The organism is Streptomyces sp. NPDC030820, from assembly GCF_055572075.1.
Genome location: NZ_JBVIEB010000015.1, coordinates 175,863 through 193,324 on the forward strand (window position 1 = coordinate 175,863; position 17,462 = coordinate 193,324).

15 protein-coding genes and 1 pseudogene are annotated in these 17,462 nt (G+C 72.7%); 4 read left to right on the forward strand and 12 right to left on the reverse strand.

The window, feature by feature from the left end:
- Nucleotides 1-196: 196 nt before the first annotated feature.
- Nucleotides 197-328, forward strand: a complete 132-nt coding sequence (locus ACZ418_RS34485; protein ID WP_468370991.1) for a hypothetical protein — start codon at nt 197-199, stop codon at nt 326-328.
- Nucleotides 329-582: 254 nt separating this feature from the next.
- Here the strand turns inward: ACZ418_RS34485 and ACZ418_RS34490 are convergent.
- Nucleotides 583-1,035: pseudogene (locus ACZ418_RS34490) on the reverse strand (SPDY domain-containing protein); the annotation flags it as partial.
- Nucleotides 1,036-1,449: 414 nt separating this feature from the next.
- Between ACZ418_RS34490 and ACZ418_RS34495 the strand changes: the two are divergent.
- Nucleotides 1,450-2,055, forward strand: a complete 606-nt coding sequence (locus ACZ418_RS34495) for a response regulator transcription factor (RefSeq protein WP_468370993.1) — start codon at nt 1,450-1,452, stop codon at nt 2,053-2,055.
- Here ACZ418_RS34495 and ACZ418_RS34500 read toward each other — a convergent pair.
- The 11 genes from ACZ418_RS34500 to ACZ418_RS34550 form a co-directional block, all read right to left on the reverse strand.
- A complete protein-coding gene (locus ACZ418_RS34500) occupies nt 2,033-3,238 on the reverse strand; it encodes a sensor histidine kinase (RefSeq protein WP_468370995.1) in 1,206 nt (401 codons plus the stop codon). The genes ACZ418_RS34495 and ACZ418_RS34500 overlap by 23 nt on opposite strands.
- An 83-nt stretch (nt 3,239-3,321) precedes the next feature.
- Nucleotides 3,322-4,803, reverse strand: a complete 1,482-nt coding sequence (locus ACZ418_RS34505; RefSeq protein ID WP_468370996.1) for a SagB family peptide dehydrogenase — start codon at nt 4,801-4,803, stop codon at nt 3,322-3,324.
- Nucleotides 4,804-4,855: 52 nt separating this feature from the next.
- Nucleotides 4,856-7,132 carry a TOMM precursor leader peptide-binding protein gene (locus tag ACZ418_RS34510; protein WP_468370998.1) on the reverse strand — a complete coding sequence of 759 codons (2,277 nt, stop codon included), beginning with the start codon at nt 7,130-7,132 and terminating at the stop codon, nt 4,856-4,858.
- 53 nt (nt 7,133-7,185) lie between these two features.
- On the reverse strand, nt 7,186-7,335 hold the full coding sequence (locus ACZ418_RS34515; RefSeq protein WP_468371000.1) for a hypothetical protein: 150 nt from the start codon (nt 7,333-7,335) through the stop codon (nt 7,186-7,188).
- A 182-nt stretch (nt 7,336-7,517) separates the two neighbouring features.
- Nucleotides 7,518-8,843 carry a sulfate adenylyltransferase subunit 1 gene (locus ACZ418_RS34520; RefSeq protein ID WP_468371002.1) on the reverse strand — a complete coding sequence of 442 codons (1,326 nt, stop codon included), beginning with the start codon at nt 8,841-8,843 and terminating at the stop codon, nt 7,518-7,520.
- Between the two features lie 2 nt (nt 8,844-8,845).
- Nucleotides 8,846-9,787, reverse strand: a complete 942-nt coding sequence (cysD, locus tag ACZ418_RS34525; protein ID WP_468371003.1) for a sulfate adenylyltransferase subunit CysD — start codon at nt 9,785-9,787, stop codon at nt 8,846-8,848.
- Nucleotides 9,784-10,404: an adenylyl-sulfate kinase gene (gene cysC / locus ACZ418_RS34530; RefSeq protein ID WP_468371004.1), complete on the reverse strand. Its 621-nt coding sequence runs from the start codon at nt 10,402-10,404 to the stop codon at nt 9,784-9,786. Before cysC ends, cysD begins: the two co-directional genes overlap by 4 nt.
- Nucleotides 10,389-12,260: a M20/M25/M40 family metallo-hydrolase gene (locus tag ACZ418_RS34535; RefSeq protein ID WP_468371006.1), complete on the reverse strand. Its 1,872-nt coding sequence runs from the start codon at nt 12,258-12,260 to the stop codon at nt 10,389-10,391. Before ACZ418_RS34535 ends, cysC begins: the two co-directional genes overlap by 16 nt.
- An 892-nt stretch (nt 12,261-13,152) precedes the next feature.
- Nucleotides 13,153-13,923, reverse strand: coding sequence for an SDR family NAD(P)-dependent oxidoreductase (locus ACZ418_RS34540; protein ID WP_468371007.1), 771 nt, complete (start codon nt 13,921-13,923; stop codon nt 13,153-13,155).
- On the reverse strand, nt 13,920-14,993 hold the full coding sequence (locus tag ACZ418_RS34545; protein ID WP_468371009.1) for a sulfotransferase: 1,074 nt from the start codon (nt 14,991-14,993) through the stop codon (nt 13,920-13,922). The genes ACZ418_RS34540 and ACZ418_RS34545 overlap by 4 nt, the downstream gene beginning before the upstream one ends.
- A 39-nt stretch (nt 14,994-15,032) precedes the next feature.
- Nucleotides 15,033-15,923 carry a family 3 encapsulin nanocompartment shell protein gene (locus ACZ418_RS34550; protein ID WP_468371010.1) on the reverse strand — a complete coding sequence of 297 codons (891 nt, stop codon included), beginning with the start codon at nt 15,921-15,923 and terminating at the stop codon, nt 15,033-15,035.
- 282 nt (nt 15,924-16,205) lie between these two features.
- Here ACZ418_RS34550 and ACZ418_RS34555 point away from each other — a divergent pair, with 282 nt between their 5' ends.
- Nucleotides 16,206-17,129: a LysR substrate-binding domain-containing protein gene (locus tag ACZ418_RS34555; protein ID WP_468371011.1), complete on the forward strand. Its 924-nt coding sequence runs from the start codon at nt 16,206-16,208 to the stop codon at nt 17,127-17,129.
- A 119-nt stretch (nt 17,130-17,248) separates the two neighbouring features.
- A complete protein-coding gene (locus ACZ418_RS34560; protein WP_468371013.1) occupies nt 17,249-17,431 on the forward strand; it encodes a lysine biosynthesis protein LysW in 183 nt (60 codons plus the stop codon).
- Nucleotides 17,432-17,462: the final 31 nt, after the last annotated feature.

Consider the following 17,462-nt stretch of genomic DNA (forward strand, 5'->3'; position numbering starts at 1 on the left):
GTGACGCATACGCCGCATCTCGCGCAGAGTTCTGTCAGCGGTACCCGGCGGCAGCGCGCGGCGTGTGTAATCCGGTTCTGCGCCGGAGACGTTGTGATGGTGTGGATCGGAGTTCATCGGAGTTCAAGCGATACCGGGAGTACCGGCGCACGATGGACAAGCGCCGAAGGCTCTGCAGCGCTTCCTCGCCCCGTTCATGGAGCGGCTCACCGAGAAGAACCTCGGCAACGCCGTCGAGCTCATGAATGAGGACGAACGGACCGAGTTCGACCGGCTGCTCGGCCTCACGATGGAGCCGGTCCGTTCCTTCGCCCCATACACCTTCTGATAGGGCCCGTGTCCCTGCCTGACCGACGCGGCAGTGACCGGCTCCCAGGACAGAGCCGGCATCTGACACACAGGCGTGGGCGTTCCGAGCGGTAGCCGATACAGCGCGCAGCGTTGAACGAAGCTCCGGGCGCAGGAACGGTCCGCTCCCAGCAGCCGCAGTCCGTCACGCCACGGAGACGACGGCCAAGGCAGAGCAGCATGAAGCCGGGCCTCCCCCAGGGGAGGCCCGGCTTCGAGGCGCTGGACGGGCCCTCAGCCGGCCGGAGCGCGCAGGAGTCGGTCGCGTGTGCTCTCCGGCAGCACCCGGCGCAGGACCGGTGCGCTGGAGCTGAGGGAGTCGGCGAACGCTGCGACGAGGTCGTGCGGCACGCTGGCGCTGAACGACGCGGCCCCCAGGTAGCCCGCTCCGAGCACCGGCTCGGCCCAGGCCTGCCACCCGGCCAGGGCCGCCTCGTCCGCCTCAGCCACCAGCGCCAGTGGGTCGCCATCCTCAATGAGGCGCGGCACCTCGCCGAGGTGGATGCGGAAGGCGAACGTCGGATCCACCGCGCCCGACCCGGGCTGGTCGACGTCACGCGGCCAACCGTGCGCCGTTACCGCGTCGAGAACCAGCTTGGGACCACCGCACGACAGGGCGGGCTGATCGCGGGCGTCGAGCGCGGTAAGGAAGCCGGCAAGGATCTCCCCCGGGACATCGGGCGTGAACCCAAGGCAGAACCCCCGCCCAAGTTGCTTCGCGACGAAGAGGTCGTGGGCTCAAATCCCGCCACCCCGACAGGGCAGTACCAGGTCAGGGGCCTGAGTGGTTTCGGGGACTGTCTGAGCGACATCCTCCCCCGAGCTGCTCGCGACCGCTCACCTCGTCGAGTCCGACCTTCGCGTGGCGGCCCGCTTCGCTCGGTTCCCGACGTGCTGACGTACGGTTTTCGGCCGCCGTCGGCAGCGAATCGGTGCATCGGCCAAGGAGTCGCGCCGTGTCGATGGTTCGGCCCGCAACGGCCACGGCCTGCAGGTGATGGCTCCAACAGTCGTGTGCAGAATGCCAGTTCGGGCGTACAGTTCACGCCAAGCACACAAGTCCAACACAACAGATCACCGCACTGACACCGGGGGGAATCAGTGATCCGAGTCCTGCTCGCGGAGGACATGCTCATGCTCCGCCGGGCCCTGGCCTCTCTGCTGAAGCTGGAGTCCGACATCGAGGTGGTGGCCGAGACCGGGAACGGCGACCAGGTGCTGCCGCTGGCACTGGAGCACCGGCCCGACGTGGCGGTGCTCGACATCGATATGCCGGGCATCGACGGCATCGAGGCCGCAGGGCTGCTCCACCAGAAACTCCCCTCCTGCCGGACCGCGATCCTGACCACGCTCGGCCGGCCGGGCAATCTGCGCCGCGCCCTGGAGGCCCATGCCTGTGGGTTCCTGCTGAAGGACACCGAGCCCGCCCGGCTCGCGGCGGCGATCCGGGAGGTGGCCGCCGGGGGCCGGGTGGTCGATCCGGAGCTGGCGCTCAGCGCCCTGCAAGCCGGGGAGAGTCCGCTCTCGGCCCGGGAGACCGAGGTGCTGCGGCTGGCCGCGGAGGGCGAAGAGGTGCCGGAGATCGCCCGCGCGCTGTTCCTGTCCGCGGGCACCGTGCGCAACTACCTGACCGCCGCGGTGACCCGGCTGAACGCCCGCAACCGGATGGACGCCGTGCGAATCGCTAGGGATTCCGGCTGGCTGTGACCGCGCCCTCGCCGTCCTTCCCGTCGGCCTGCGCGGGCAGGACGACGGACAGCTCGAACCAGCCGTCGGGACGTTCACCGGAGTCGAGCCGGCCGCCGAGGGCCGTGGCCCGCGCCGCGAGACTGCTCAGCCCGTTCCCGCCGGACGCGGCGACGCCCGGTACCTCGGCGAAGTGCGCGTTTCTCGCATCCCTGACGCCCTCCCTCAGCCCGTCGTTGACGATCACCAGGCGCACGGAGCCGTCGGCGGCGGTGGCCTCGATCACACAGTTCTGGGCCTTGCTGTGGCGCAGCATGTTGGTGACGCCCTCGCGCAGCACCGTCGCCAGCACCGCGTCCACCTCCGGCGACACCTCACCCGCCGCCACCCGCACCGTGGCATGGATGCCGACGGCGCGCAGTAGCGAGGCGGCGGCCGGGAGTTCGCGGTCGAGGCTCATCCGCAAATAGCTGCTTGCCACCGAGCGCACCTCGCAGGACGCCTGCCGGGCCGCCTGCACGATCTCGGTGATCTCGCTCTCGGCTTGCTCCGGGTCGACCCGCACCAGACGGTGGGCGAGTTCGCACTTGAGGGTGATGGTGGAAAGACTGAAGCCGAGCAGGTCGTGCAGGTCGCGGGCGAAGCGCACCCGCTCCTGCGCGAGGGTCACCCGCACCAGTTCGTCACGGGCGGCCTGCACTTCGGCGATGAGCCCGGTCAGCCGGCTCAGCCCGTACACCACGACGCCGGTGAGGACGGTCGCCACCGTGTTGTACGGCAGTTGGTCCGCGCCGTAGCCCACCAGGAACTGCACACCGCCCGTCGCCACGACGGCCAGCGCGAAGGCGGCCCAGGCGAGCGCGGGGCGCAGCACCAACAGACAGGAGGAGCAGAGGAATCCGGGCATGCCCAGCCAGGCCGCGCCGAAGAAGGCGAACGGGGCGAAGGTGAGTGCCGCCTGGACGGCCAGAGTCACGCGCCGATGCCGCGCCCACCTCGGCGCCCGCGCCGGGAACGAGTGACAGAACTGCAGGCCGAGCAGCATCAGCATCAGAACGCCGAACGCCGTCAGCTTCAGCGCGCCGAAGCCGCCCTTCACCGCGTAGGTGAGCGCCACGCCGAAGAAGCAGAGGATGACGACGGTGGTGATGGCGGACGCCATCCTGGGGGCCAGTTCGACGTTGCTGACCGGTCTGTGCCGCATCGGGCCGGCCGAGACCAACGGACGGAACCATCGCACTGAAACCCCCCGCAGTCGAATGCGATTTCGGGTACAGCATAGGTCCGTCAGGCTGTCATCGTCCCGGTTCCGGGGCCGGGTAAGGCCGACACTACGAACTCCCCCACCCCTGGCTCAGCCCGCCAGTCGAGACCGAAGGCACGGGCCGTCGTCTCGGTGTCGCCGAACGCCAGCGCGCAGGGCCCGAGCCCCATCGCCGTCGCCACCAGGTACAACGTCTGCTGGAGCGCTCCCACTTCCTTGAGGAGGGAGGAGTAGGCCGTTCCCCGGTAGAGGCCGGCCGTACGGTGGTAGCGGGCCGTCATGCTGATCAGCACCGACGGCTCCTGGCTCATCCCCGCGTTCGCGGCGGCCTCGCCGAGCAGGCCGTCCACCAGCTCCGGCGCCGTGTCCAGCGGGGAGAGCCGATGGCCGTGCGGGTCGTAGTGGTACACCCCGCGCTTGAGGTCGCCGCCGCCGGCGACGGTGAGGTACAGCTCCAGCGGATAGCGCGCGCCGAGGCTCGGATACGGTCGCCCGCCCGCCGGACGCTCGGCGGCGGACCGGTGCAGCAGCTCCCCCAGCTGGTCGAGGGTCAGCGGCATTCCGTTGTCCACCCGCTCGGAGCGCCGGGCGGCCAGGACCTCGCTCAGGCCGGGTTCGCGTGCGCCCGCGCGGACGCGGTCGGGCACCGGCAGGGCGATGACTGTGGCGCCGTCGAGGGGGTCGCCGTACCCGCCGTCGCCGTCGGTGTCGTCGTCCAACCCGTCGGCCCTGCCCACTGGTTCGTCGTGTGCGCCCGGTCTGCTGCGCTGGTGCACGAGCAGCTCCCGCGGTGACCAGGGCTCCAGGGCGAGGTCGTGGTCCTCGGCGAAGGCGTAAGAGAAGGAGGGTGATCCGTCTGCGCCGCCGAAGGCCGCCTGCGGGACTCCCGGTACCAGCATTCCGGCGGCCTCCAGGTAGCCGACCACCAGAGCCGTCTCCTCCACCGGCAGCCCGAGCATGCGGGCCGCCTCGCGCACCGTCGTGGGCCGGGCGTAGCAGCCGACCAGCCAGCCGGCCTGCGGGGTGTGCAGGAGCACCCGGTGGGTGGCGAGCGGCGATTCCGCCACCCATCCCTCGGCTCCGGCCCGCAGGGTGACGAACTTCGACAGTCGGTGCACGGCGTCCGCTTCGGGGCGGCCGGGGGTGAACCGGGCTCGCCGGGCGATGGGCACCACGGTCAGATGGTGGGTGCCCTCCGCCAGCGCGAGGGTGCGCACCACGACATGCTGGAGTCGTCCGAGGGCGGCGTCCAGGGCGTCGTACTGGGGGCGTTCCTCGGCCGGTCCGGTGCCCTCGGTGAAGCCGGGCAGCACGTTGTCGAGCGAGACCGGACCGTACGTCATGCGCTCCAGTGCCCGGCCGACCGCGGGGGTGCCCGCGTCGAGGCGGATCTCCCCCCAGGGGGTGCTGACGACACCGGCGCCCGGGTCGTCCGGTACGAGCCGGAATCCGCAGTCCTCACGCAGCGACCACAGCGGCTTCAGGGACGGGGCGACGGAGTTCATGGCGAGACCTCGGGGGCGGCGGTGTCGGGGGGTACGACGGTGTCGGGCGGTGTCACAGGAAGAGCGGGACCGGGTTGAGGTCCTCGTAGCGGATCGGGATGGTCCGGCGGCCAAGGCGCACCGGGACGTCGTACAGGCGGCCGGGGGCGAAGCGGGCCCAGAAGGGGCGCAGCCCGGGCACCACCACCTTGACCACCGGCAGGCCGGTGTCCGGCCGGGTCTGGTCGAGAACCAGCAGGTCGCTGCCGATTCCGCGGGCGAGGTCGGCGGCCGCCGCCACGTCGGCGGCCAGGTCGGCGCGCGGAACGTACGCGAAGTCCTCTGGGCTGCGGGCCGGTTCGGCCGGCCCGGGTCGCAGGTACGGCTGGTTGGCGGTGGTGGCGGTCCGCCACCAGGTCAGGACGGCGGGGTCGTCGCAGCTGTACCCGGTGCCGTCGGGTCGGGCCTGGGCGACCGGCGGGAGCATCTGGTTGAGCTCCGCCACCGCCCGGCGCAGCGCGATCCGGGGGTCGAAGTGGGCGCCGAAGCCGAGGGTGACGTCCTCGGCCGGTTTGTCGGTGCGGGCGGACAGGGCGGCGAAGACCGGGACGCCGAGGTCGCTGGTGAGGTCGAGCACCCACAGCCGCCGGGCGAGGCCCCGGTGTTCGTCGCGCACCCGCCGGACCCAGGGGTCGTCGAAGGCGTCGAGGTCCACGCCGGGCTGACGGGTGCGGTTGTACCACCACAGGGCGACGGCGTCGCGTTCGACGAGTTCCAGGAAGCCCTGGACGACGGCGTCCTCGCGGCAGCTGCCCGCCGCCGAGCCGTTGGAGGTCGCTGCGAACGTGGCCCTGTTGCCGGGCGCGTTGTAGTAGAGCATCGCGGTGGGCACCAGTTGGTGCCGGTTTCCGGTCAGGGACCACATCGGGGTCCAGTCGACCGGAGCGTCCTCGTCGAAGGGGTCGCAGACGCGGTGCGCCGGGCCGTGCTCGGCGTTCCAGCGGTCGCGGTCGGCGTACTGGCGGGGGTGGAAGAGCTGGACGGTGTCCGGGTGCACGGCCCGGTCGGCGATGTCCCGGTAGGCGGCCCGCACGGTCGGCTCGTCGCCCTGGAAGTAGCCGCTGTGCCGCTCGACGGCCTCGCACAGGGCGCTCACTTTCGCCTGGGTCTCGGTGGTGCCCTTGCCCGAGCTGTGGCTGCGCAGTCCGCTGCGCACCTGGGCGAGTCCGGTGGGCGCTGCGGCCGGGTTGTGCCCGGAGTGGAAGCAGTTGAGGAAGCCGGGGCCACGCCGGTCGCGACGGATCTCCTTTACCACTCCGGTCAGGTCGTCGACGAGATGCCCGTACCGCCGGAGCATCTCCTCCGCCGGCAGCGACCGCTCGCCGGTGCCGGTGCCGGTCTTGGGGCGGCGGGTGATGACGAACGGCGCCCGGACCTGTCGTGTCATCAGCTCGGCGTCGCCACAGGAGGAGCACTGTGGGCGGCGGCGCACCGGATGGTGACTGCTCGTCAGGTCGAGGGGGTTCAGCTCCCAGAGCGCGGACTGTCCGGGGTGGCGCTGCCCGGCCAGCCACTTGACGGCCTCCAGGCAGGCCAGGTGCAGACCGGCCGCCCGGCCGGCGGCGAGTGCGGAGGGCGGGGTGCGGACCGGGCGGCCGAGGGTCCGGCCGAGGAAATCCTCGGCGGGGCGGTTGCGGCGCAGCGGCTCGGCCAGGCAGTGCCAGCAGGGGCCGTCGTCCGGGCGGAACACCGGGCCGATCCAGGGCCGCCCGCCCATCAGCCGGACGAGCAGCCAGGGCGTGCCCGCGGACCGGTACGCGGCATCCACGTCCGCGAGTTCGGCGTCGAGGTAGCTGTCGCAGAGGACGACGGCGAGGCTCGGGGGTTCGGTGTCCTCGCCGGGGCGGTGCGGGCGCAGGCCGTTGTCGGTGAGCGCGGCGGTCATCTCGGCTACGGCCTGCCGGGCGTGGGTGCCGGTGGAGGCGACGGCGACCGTGGCGACCGCGGTGCGGCGGGCGGCGGCGGGCCCGTCCATGCCCGCCAGTTCCCAGAACGCCTCGTCGGCGGAGGCGGTGGCGTCCGGCGGCCGGTGGGTGAGCAGCCCCGAGTCGAGGAGCCTGCCGACGACCTGCCGCACCTGCGCCGGGAACAGCCCGGCGGGCGCCTCGTCGGCCAGCTGGTCCAGTGTCCGGCTGCCGTCGAGGAGCGGGGCGAGCTCGGTGACTCCGGCGCCGCGCAGCACGGTCACGCCGCGGTCGGACACCAGGAACACCCCTTCCCCCGGCACCACTTCGGCCGTCAGGTGGTGCTTGAAGGCCAGTCCCGGCTCCGCGCTCTGCTGCTTCGTCACTGCCGTTCCCCCGTTCCCCCTGCGATCGGCTGCGGTCCGTTCGACTGCCGGCGTCACTCGGCGAGCGCACTCTCCGACCAGCAGATGCAGGTGCCCGGCTGGAACGGCTCGGCGGCCGACGCGGCGAGGTCCTCGATGACCAGGCCGTCCATGACCGGGGCGTCGGTGGCGGGGCAGGCGGTGGTGGCGACGGTGAGATTCATGTCGGCCCTTCCTCGAAGGTGGTGTCGCGTGGTGTCGGGTGGCGCTGGTGGTTCGGGTGGTGCCCGGTGGCGCTGGGTGGTGCCGCGTTCGATGAGGAAGAGTCTTCCGGGACGCGGGCGGGGCCGACAGTGCCAGCGTCACCGGCTCGACATGACGCTCTCATGATCATCCAGGGCAGCTCTCACACTCCCTCCGCGCGGCCCGGGACGGCCGGGTCCTCCGGGGCGTCGGCCATGCCTGCGGTGAGGGTGCTGCCGTCGTCCGGGTCGATGAGCAGGAACGAACCGGTGCGGCGCAGCTCGGCATAGCCGTCGAGGGCGACCGGTTCGGCGGTGCGCACCACGATCCGCCCGATGTCGTTGACGTCGAGCGTCCCCGGCCCCGGACGCTCGGTGAGGTCCCGCAGGTCGAGCCGGAAGCCGATCTCCTCGACCCGCGCCCGCACGGTGCGCGTGGTGTGCTTCAGCAGCACCCGCTGGCCGGCGCACAGCGGGCGTTCGGCCAGATGACAGACGGTGGCGTGGATCAGCCGGGTGGTGCGGGGCGGGGCGGCGGCGGGGGCCACCAGATCGCCGCGGGCGATGTCGATGTCGTCGGCCAGGCGCACCGTCACCGACTGCGGCGCCCAGGCCGCCGGGACCGTGCCCGCCGGGGTGTCGATGGCCTCGACGACACTGCTGCGGCCGGACGGCAGGACGGTCACCGGGTCGCCGACCCGCAGCAGCCCGGAGACGAGCTGACCGGCGTAGCCGCGGTAGTCGCGGTGTCCGGCGGTCTGCGGCCGGATCACGTACTGCACGGGCAGGCGGGCCGGTTCGGTGCGTGGGTCGAGGCCGGTGGGCACCGTCTCCAGGTGCTCCAGGACGGTCGGGCCGCCGTACCAGTCCATCCGGTCCGAGGGCCGTACGACGTTGTCGCCGTCCAGCGCCGAGACCGGGACAGCGGTGACGCGGGCGACGCCGAGGGTGCCGGCACAGTCGGCGAACTCGGCGACGATGTCCGCGAAGACCTGCTCCGAACAGCCGACCAGATCCATCTTGTTGACCACCAGCGTCACCCGGGGGATGCGCAGCAGCGCGGACACGGCGAGATGGCGGCGGGTCTGCTCCACGACGCCGTGCCGGGCGTCCACCAGGACCAGGGCGAGGTCGGCGGTGGAGGCGCCGGTGACCATGTTGCGGGTGTACTGCACATGGCCCGGGGTGTCGGCGAGGATGAACCGGCGTCGGGGCGTGGCGAAGTAGCGGTACGCCACGTCGATGGTGATGCCCTGCTCGCGTTCGGCGCGTAGGCCGTCGGTGAGGAGGGCGAGGTCGGGGGTGTCCTGGCCGCGTGAGCGGGAGGCGTGCTCGACGGCCTCCATCTGGTCGGCGAGGACCGACTTGGAGTCGTGCAGCAGACGGCCGACGAGCGTGGACTTGCCGTCGTCGACGGAGCCGGCGGTGGCGAACCGCAGGGTGTCGATGGCCGGGGTTCGGTGGACGGCCGGGGCTGAGTCGATGGTCATGGCTAGAAGTACCCCTCGCGCTTGCGGTCTTCCATGGCGGCTTCGGAGAGCTTGTCGTCGGCGCGGGTGGCGCCCCGCTCGGTGAGGCGGGCGGCGGCGATCTCGGCGATGACCTGGTCCAGGGTCACCGCGTCGGAGTCCACGGCGCCGGTGCAGGACATGTCGCCGACGGTGCGGTAGCGGACGAGGCGCGTCTCGACGGTCTCGCCGTCCTTCGGCCCGCCCCACTCACCCGCGGTCAGCCACATGCCGCCCCGCCGGAACACCTCGCGCTCGTGCGCGAAGTAGATGTCCGGCAACTCGATGCCCTCACGGGCGATGTACTGCCACACGTCCAGCTCGGTCCAGTTGGACAGCGGGAAGACCCGGACGTGCTCGCCGGGCGCGTGGCGGCCGTTGTACAGGTTCCACAGCTCGGGGCGCTGCCTGCGCGGGTCCCACTGGGAGAACTCGTCGCGCAGCGAGAACACCCGTTCCTTCGCGCGGGCCTTCTCCTCGTCCCGGCGGCCACCGCCGAACACGGCGTCGAAGCGCTCGGCCTGGATCTTCTCCGTGAGGGGCACGGTCTGGAGGGGGTTGCGGGTGCCGTCGGGCCGCTCGCGCAGCACGCCTCGGTCGATGTAGTCCTGCACGGACGCGATGTGCAGACGCAGGTTGTGCCGGGCGACCGTACGGTCCCGGTGGTCGATGACCTCGGGGAAGTTGTGCCCGGTGTCGACGTGCAACAGGGAGAACGGGACGGTCGCCGGCGCGAACGCCTTCAGCGCCAGGTGCAGCATGACGATGGAGTCCTTGCCGCCGGAGAAGAGGATCACCGGGTTCTCGAACTCGCCCGCCACCTCCCGGAAGATGTGGATGGCCTCCGACTCGACGGCGTCGAGATGGGACAGGGTGTACGGGTTCGCGGTGGGCGCGGGTGCCGGTGCGGTGGTCAGGGTGGTCATGCCAGCCCCCGCTCGGTGAGCAGGGCGAGCAGCGCCGCCACGGACCGGTCCACGGACTCGGTGTGCGAGTCGATCCGCAGATCGGGGGCCGACGGCTCCTCGTACGGGTCGTCCACGCCGGTCAGCCCGCTGATCTCGCCCGCGGCGCGGCGCGCGTACAGGCCCTTGACGTCGCGTACGGAGCACACCTCGACCGGGGCGGCGACATGGATCTCCAGGAACGCGGTACGGCTCTCCCGGTGCATGTCGCGCACCAGTGCGCGGGAGTCGGCGTACGGGGCGATGACCGGGACCAGGGTGAGGACGCCGTTGCGGGCGAGGACCTGGGCGACGCGGCCGACGCGCTCGACGTTGCGATGCCGGTCCTCGCGGGAGTAGCCGAGGTCGCCGGTGAGCGTACGGCGCAGTTCGTCGCCGTCGAGTACCTCCACGCGGCGTCCGGCACGTCGTAGGACCTCGGCGGCGGCGCGGGCGACGGTGGTCTTGCCGGAGCTCGGCAGCCCGGTCAGCCACACGGTCGCGCCGGGGTAGCAGGTGCAGTAAGGAGCAGGCGCGGAAGGGGAGGTGAGGTCGGGGCCCGGTCGGGTGGTCTGCAGGGTGGTCACAGCGTGCTCCATTCTCGGACGGCGGCGGTCAGCAGGCGCCGGGCCTGCCGGAACTCGGCCGCGGGCAGGTGCTCGGCGGGGGTGTGGTCCAGGCTCGCGTCACCTGGGCCGTAGGCGACCATGGGGACGCCGTGCCAGGTGGTGGCAAGCGTGTTCATGTCGCTGCTGCCCTTCTTCATCAGGTAGCGGGGCCTCACCTCCTCGGTGTGGAAGGCCCGTTGGAACGCCTTGACGAGCGGGCTGGTGCGCGGTGTGGCCACGCCCGGGGTGGCACGCAGGACCTCGATGCGAACGGGCTCCGCCACGACGGCGCGCAGCGCGTCGACGAGCGTCTCCACGGCGTGGCCCGGAGGCAGCCGTATGTCGACGACGGCTTCGCCGTCCTGGACGTCGCCCGCGTTGAGGGCGCGGACGCCCAGGGTGGCGGTGAGGGCGTCGGGGGCGACCTCGGCGACCGCTGTGCGCACGGCGGTGAGGGACTCGACGAGGCGGTCACCGGCCGTGCGGACGCCCTCGCCGGCGGTGTGGCCGACGCTCTCGCGGGTGTGCAGGCGGATCTTGATCAGGCCGTAGTAGCCGAGGGTGAGGGCGGACGCGCCGCTGGGCTCGCCGACGATCACCGCGTCGGCGGGGTAGGTGTCGCGGACGTGGAAGGCGCCGGCCCCGGTGATCTCCTCCTCGACGGCGCCGATCACCCGTAGCTCGACGCCCTCGGGAGGGTCGTAGTCGGCGAGGGTCTGCAGGAAGGCCACCAGGCTGCCCTTGGCGTCGACGGAACCGCGGCCGGAGAGCACCTCGCCGTCCCAGCGGACGGGCCATCGGTAGGGCACGGTGTCCAAGTGGCCGAGCATCATCAGGCGCCGGTCTCCCGCGCCCTTGGTGGCGACCAGGTTGCCGACGGCGTCGATCTCGGACTTCAGGCCGTGGTCGGCGCACCACTCGGCGAGGAAGACGGCGAGTTCGCGTTCGTCGCGGGAGACGGAGGACAGTTGCACCGCCCGGGAGAGCAAGGTGAGGTCGGCGGCCGGCGCGGTGGTACCCCAGAAGCGGGTGGCGCCCGTCGCGGACAGCGTGTGCGGGCCGGTGATCGCCGTGTCGGAGGCACCGCCGATGGCGATCTCGGCGGCGCGCACCTTCTGCCGCATACGGCCCTTCGCGTACCTGCCGCCCTCGCCCTCGGTGAGGTGGCGCAGGGTGCTGGTCGGGTCGGCGGGGTCACAGAGCAGGCCGGCGGTGCCCGTCACCAGGCGCAGATGGTCGGCGTTCAGGGCGCGGGCCAAGGTGGCGGCGAGGACGTCGGCGTCCACGTTGAGCGGTGTACCGCCGTCGGTGTCGGCGACCGGCGGGGAGAGGCAGACCACGTCGAAGGCGTCGAGCAGTGCGGTGATGCGGGGCGCGTCGACGGAGGTGACGGTTCCGGCGCGGTGGTCGCGGACGACGCGGATACGGCCGTCGTCCCGCACCCGCATCGGTCCGTTGGCCTTGGCCGTCACCAGGGAGCCGCCGCGGGCCACCGACGCGAAGACCGACAGGCCACGCCCGGTCAGCTCCTCCTCCACCAGGGGGAGGGTCACCTCCTCGTAGGCGGCGACGATGTGCCGCATCTCCTCGGGCGGGCAGTAGCGGATCTCGTCGCCGCCGCGGGAGACGAGGGTGCGGATCTCGCGTCCGGTGCGGCGGTAGTGCTCGGCGATACCAGCGGCTCCCCCGGCGACGACGAGCAGGCGCGCGCCGCGCCCACGCAGGGCGAGCAGTTCGTCGAAGACACGGCTGTGGGCCAGGGTGGCGCTGCCCAGCTTGACCACATAGAGCGCCGGCCGCCGCGCGCTGGCGACTTCGCCCAGGGGCGGGGTTGTTCCCGGGGGCATGTGCGTACTCCTTCGGCTGTGGGGCGGGGTGTGGGTGGGTGACGGGACGTCGGTAGTGGGCCGGGGCCGGGGTGCGTGCGCCCGTCGGGTGACGGGGCGCCGGCCAGGGGCAGGGGCGCGCCTGCCGGGCGACGGGGCGTCGGCCCGGGGCCAGGCGGCACGCCCGTCGGTGACCGGACACCAGCCGGGTGACCGGAGGCCAGCCGGGTGGCGAGGCGCCGGCCGGGGAGCCGGGCATCGGCCGGGAAGCCGGGCATCGGCCGGGGAGCCGGGCATCGGCCGGGGAGCCGGGCATCGGCCGGGGAGCCGGGGCGCTCCCCTCCGCGACCGGACGCCAGCCAGGCGGCCAGGCGCACGCCCGGAGGCGGGGCGCTCCCCTCCGCGACCGGACACCGGCCGAGTGGCGAGGCGTCGGCCGGGTGGCGAGGCGCCCGCCGAGGAGCCGGGGCGCTCCCTCCGCGACCGGACACCGGCCGGGTGGCGAGGCGCCGGCCGGGGAGCCGGGCATCGGCCGGGAAGCCGGGCATCGGCCGGGGAGCCGGGGCGCTCCCCTCCGCGACCGGACGCCAGCCAGGCGGCCAGGCGTCGACCGAGGAGCCGGGGCGCTCCCCTCCGCGACCGGACGCCAGCCAGGCGGCGAGGCGCCCGCCGAGAGCCGGGGCACGCCCCACCCTGACCGGACGCCAGCCAGGCGGCGGGACGTCGGCCGAGGGCCAGGGACCGCCCCTCGGCTGAGGGCAGCGTCGACCGAGAGGCAGCGGCGCACGCCCGGAGACGGGGCACCGCCCGAAGACCGGGCGCCAGCCCGAAGACCGGGCGCCAGCCCGAAGACCGGGCGCCGGCACGAAGGTCGGGCATCGCTTGGTGGGTGGCATCGGCTTGGTGGCCGGTGTCAGACGATGGCGCGGGTGTTGCCGCCGTCTGCCAGCAGAACCGTGCCCGTGACGAAGGCGGCCTGTTCGCTGGCGAGGAAGGCGACCAGGGCGCCCAGGTCCTCCGCGCGGCCGATGCGGCCGACGGGCAGGGAGGCTGCGACCTCGGCGAGGCGTTCCTCGACCTCGTCGCCGTACTGGACGTCGAGGATCGGGGTGCGGTGGAAACCGGGCGCCAGCACGTTGACCGTGACCCCGGATGCGCCGAACGCGTCGACGAGGCCCTTGGCGAAGCCGAGGACGCCAAGCCGCGCCACCGAGGACAGTCCGCTGCCCGGGTGGGGCCGGCGCACCGACTCGGAAGTGATCATCACGATCCGCCCCCAGCCGGCCTGCCGCAGATGGGGTGCGGCGGCCAGCGACAGCGAGACGTGCGGCAGCAGGTTGTCGTTGACGGCCTCGCGGTACTCGGCGACCTCGAAGTCCTCGACGGGGCCGAAGGGAACGCCTCCGGAGTTCGTCACCACGACGTGCAGCGCCCCGAACGCCTCGGCGACCTCGCTCACCCATCCGGCGGCGGCCTGCTCGTCACGCAGGTCCACCGACCGGCTCAGCACCCGGCCGGGACCGCACGCGTCCACCTCCTTGTGGGCCGCGGCGAGCCGCTCGGGATCGCGGCCACAGATCGACACGTCGGCGCCCTCCGCCGCGAGCACCTTGGCGACCGCGAGCCCGATACCGCTGCTGGAGGCCGCCACGAGCGCGGCTTTGCCGGCGAGTCCGAGGTTCACCAGAGCTCACCCGGCCAGAGGGGGGCGACGAAGCCTTGCCGGGCCGCCGTCCGTGAACTCGCCTTCGGGGACGGGGTGTCGGCCGTACGAGGGTGTGCGGTGCCGCCCGCCGCAGTGGGCGGTGTGCCGGACCGGCGGGACGGTGCCACCGGGTAGCCGTACCGGCCGAGCAGCGGCAGCGCCGGGACCGTGGCCGCCGTGATGTCGGCCGGGGACAGGGCGGTGCGCCAGCGCTCGTCGGGGCGGATCTGCGTCACCCCGCGCCGCAGCCGGTCCGGATTGCCGGTGACCGTGTGGTTGACGCCGAGCGGGACCCGGCCGGACTCGTCGACCGGGACCTCGTCGTCCAGGCCGGCGAAGCGCAGCACCTCGGCCACCGTCTGCCGGGGCCGGGCGCACAGGTCCTCGTGCCGGACGCGCAGGTAGCGGTCGCCCGCCACCGTGCCGACGAGCTCGGAGGCGAGGTTGAAGGCCGTCCAGTAACCGCTGGAGCGGGCCGGGGACATCGGGTCGATGTACTCCTTCGCGCTGCGGTACGACAGGGCGGTGGCCCTCGGGTCCCGCACGATGTGCAGCACCCGTACGTCGAGGTCGGACCGGCCCAGCAGGGCAGCGGCCTCCGCCGGGCACTTGGAGCCGTCCACCACCAGCCGGTCGGCTCCGCCGGCGGCGATCCGACGGTAGACGGCGGCCGACTGGTCGAGCAGCTCGGCGACCCCGGGAGCGGCGGGCCGCGTGCCGCGCGCCTCGGCGAGCCGGTCCCGGGTGTGCCGGGTGCGCATCAGCCTGCGCTGGAAGCCCAGCATGCGGTGCGCGGCGGCCTCGGTGCCCCCGGCGGGCAGGGCGGCCAGCGCCTCCGACCACAGCGGGCACTCGGTCAGCGGCCGGCCGCAGCCGCAGCTGGAGTTGGTTCCGGTGCCGAGGACGCCGTTCTTCCACAGGAAGTGCAGCTCACCGATGTGCCGGACGCCGGGCAGCTCGTTGAGGACGTTGCCGAGCAGGGTGCTGCCGCTGCGCATCCACCCGGTGATGTAGAGGACACGGACAGGGGGGCGAGGAGGGCCGGACATGGGGGTTCCCTTCGTCGGCTGACGCACGTCGGGGGCGGGTCAGTCGCGGGTCAGCAGCAGGAAGTGCTGGGGCAGGTGGACGGCGAGACCGACGCGGCTGGTCGCCTCGACGACGTCGGAGCCGTCCGGGCCCTGGCCGCGCAGCAGCGCCAGCGAGGCGACGCCGGGCACCAGCAGGGTCACGGCGGCCCGGAAGTCGCCGAGCAGGACCTGGCCGCGCGGGATCATGCGGGTGCGGGAGACGGTGATGCCCGCCGCCCCCAGCTGGCCGAGGACGCCGGCGCGGACCAGCTCCCAGTAGGTGAAGGGGTGGACGACGATGCCGTCGCAGGAGCCGCCGGTCTCCTCCACCTCGGCGGCCGCCTCCGTGATCGACGCGTACACGTCGTCGCCGAGGGCGCCGTGGCGCATGCCGGGCAGGTCGAGCAGACCGGTGATGGCCTTGTCGTCGCTGCCGTGCAGCAGGGTCTGGTTCTCCACCACGGACAGCCGGACCAGGACGCGGTAGTCGATGAAGGACGCGAGCAGCGCCGGCTCGTCGAGGAGCCCGGCGGGCAGCGGCACCCGCACCTTCAGGTCGGTCAGCTCGGCGTGCTGCAGACGGGAGGTGAAGGAACCTTCCGGGGTGGTGCGGTACGACGTGCCGGAGGCGGCCAGGTGCGTGGCCGGCTCGTGCACGAACGGCACCGGGGCGTCGGCCACCGACGCCGTCTTCAGCAGGTGCCGTACGGCATAGCGGGGCCGGGTCGCGAACAGCGGGAACACGGCCGGGAGATGGGCGCGAAACGGTATGACGCGATCCTCGTCGGCCGCGGCCCCGCGCACCGACCAGGCGAATTCCTCGCCCGGGCTGCGCTCGTCGAGCGACGGGTCGGCGAGGTTTATCCGGACGCCCTGCTGTACTGCCGAGGAGGCGGGTGCTGCCAGCATTCTTTTCTCCTTGAGTAGCTGCCTGAGTGGCCCTGGACGTGCCGCTTGAACGGCCCTTGAGTGGGATCGATGCTAGGCCGCCGCCGGACATTTCGGCGGAGTAATTCCACGCCCGTTTTTTATGACCTGAATAAGGCGCCGTGATTCCCGTTCGGGACGACTGCACCCACCGGACATGAAGATCTCACACACATTCGGTGAGCTGCGCCGTGGCCGCCGCGAACCGGCCAGTCCTAGGCTGCTGCCAGCTCCAGGAATTCCAACCGACGACGGGGTGAGAGAATGCGTCACGACCTGCAGATAAACCGCCTGAGGGCATTGGTGGCCGTGGTCGAGCACGGCGGATTCCGGCGGGCCGCGGAGGCCCTGCACATCACCCAGCCCGCGGTCAGCCAGCAGATCCGCCAGCTCAGCGGCCTCATCAAGAGCCCGGTCTTCGCCGCCACGGGCCGGGAGATGCGGCTCAGCCCGCAGGGCGAGGAGCTGCTGGAGTACGCCCGCCGGATGGTGGCGCTGAACGACGAGGCGGTCGCCCGGTTCGTGCCCGAAGCCGGCCAGGTGCTGCTGTCGGTCGGCGTGACCAGCCAGCTCGCCGAGGTCCTGCCGGAGTTCCTGCGCCGGGTCAACCGGGGGCTGCCCCGGGTGCAGCTGCGGGTCCGGACGGGGGTGAGCGAGGTGCTGGCGCAGCAGCTCGGCTCCGGTCAGCTCGACGCGGCGCTGCTGTTGCAGGCCGCCCCGCCGGACCCGGGCACGGACGCCCTGGAGCTGGGCAGGATGCGCATGGGCTGGTTCGGCCGGCCCGCCACCCGCGAGCGGGACCCGCTTCCGCTGGCGCTGTTCCCCGCCCCCTGCACCCTGCGCGGACTGGTCGGCGAGGTCCTGGACGACGCAGGCGTCCCCTGGCGCGTCGCCTACGAGGGGCCCGAGTTGATCGGCCTGCGCTCGGCCGCCAAGGCCGGCCTCGGCATGACCTGCCTGATCGCCAACGGCGACGAGTTGTGGGGGCTGGCCCGCACCGCGCATGCGGGGCTTCCGCAGCCGCCGGCCCCACTGCCGGTGACCCTGGCGCTGGCCCCCGGTGCGGCCCCGGAGGGCTTCGCCCGGATCGCGGAGAAGGCGTTCCGGCAGGCGCTCCAGGGATATCCGCTTGAGCCTGCGGGCCCCGCGGACACCCTCATTCCCACGGGCATGAGCAGCCACGCATAAGCAGCCGCGTTCACTCCCATTCGAGCCGGTCATGAAATCCGGCCGAACGGCGGAAAACCCAGGGATACAGTCCTTTTGGTCCTTGCTCCACCAGATTCCATCACGTGAGGGGAATTCCCATGTCCCAGACCCTGACGATCACCGAATGCCTCGAGTGCGACGCGACGGTGCCCTGGGAGAACGACGCCCGGGTCGGCGAAATTCTCGAGTGCCCGGAGTGCCGTACGGAATTGGAGGTCGAATCCGTCGAGCCGCCGCGCCTCATCCTCGCGCCCGAGGTCGAGGAGGACTGGGGCGAGTAAGCAGCCCCGGATCCGACACAGAGGACAGAGG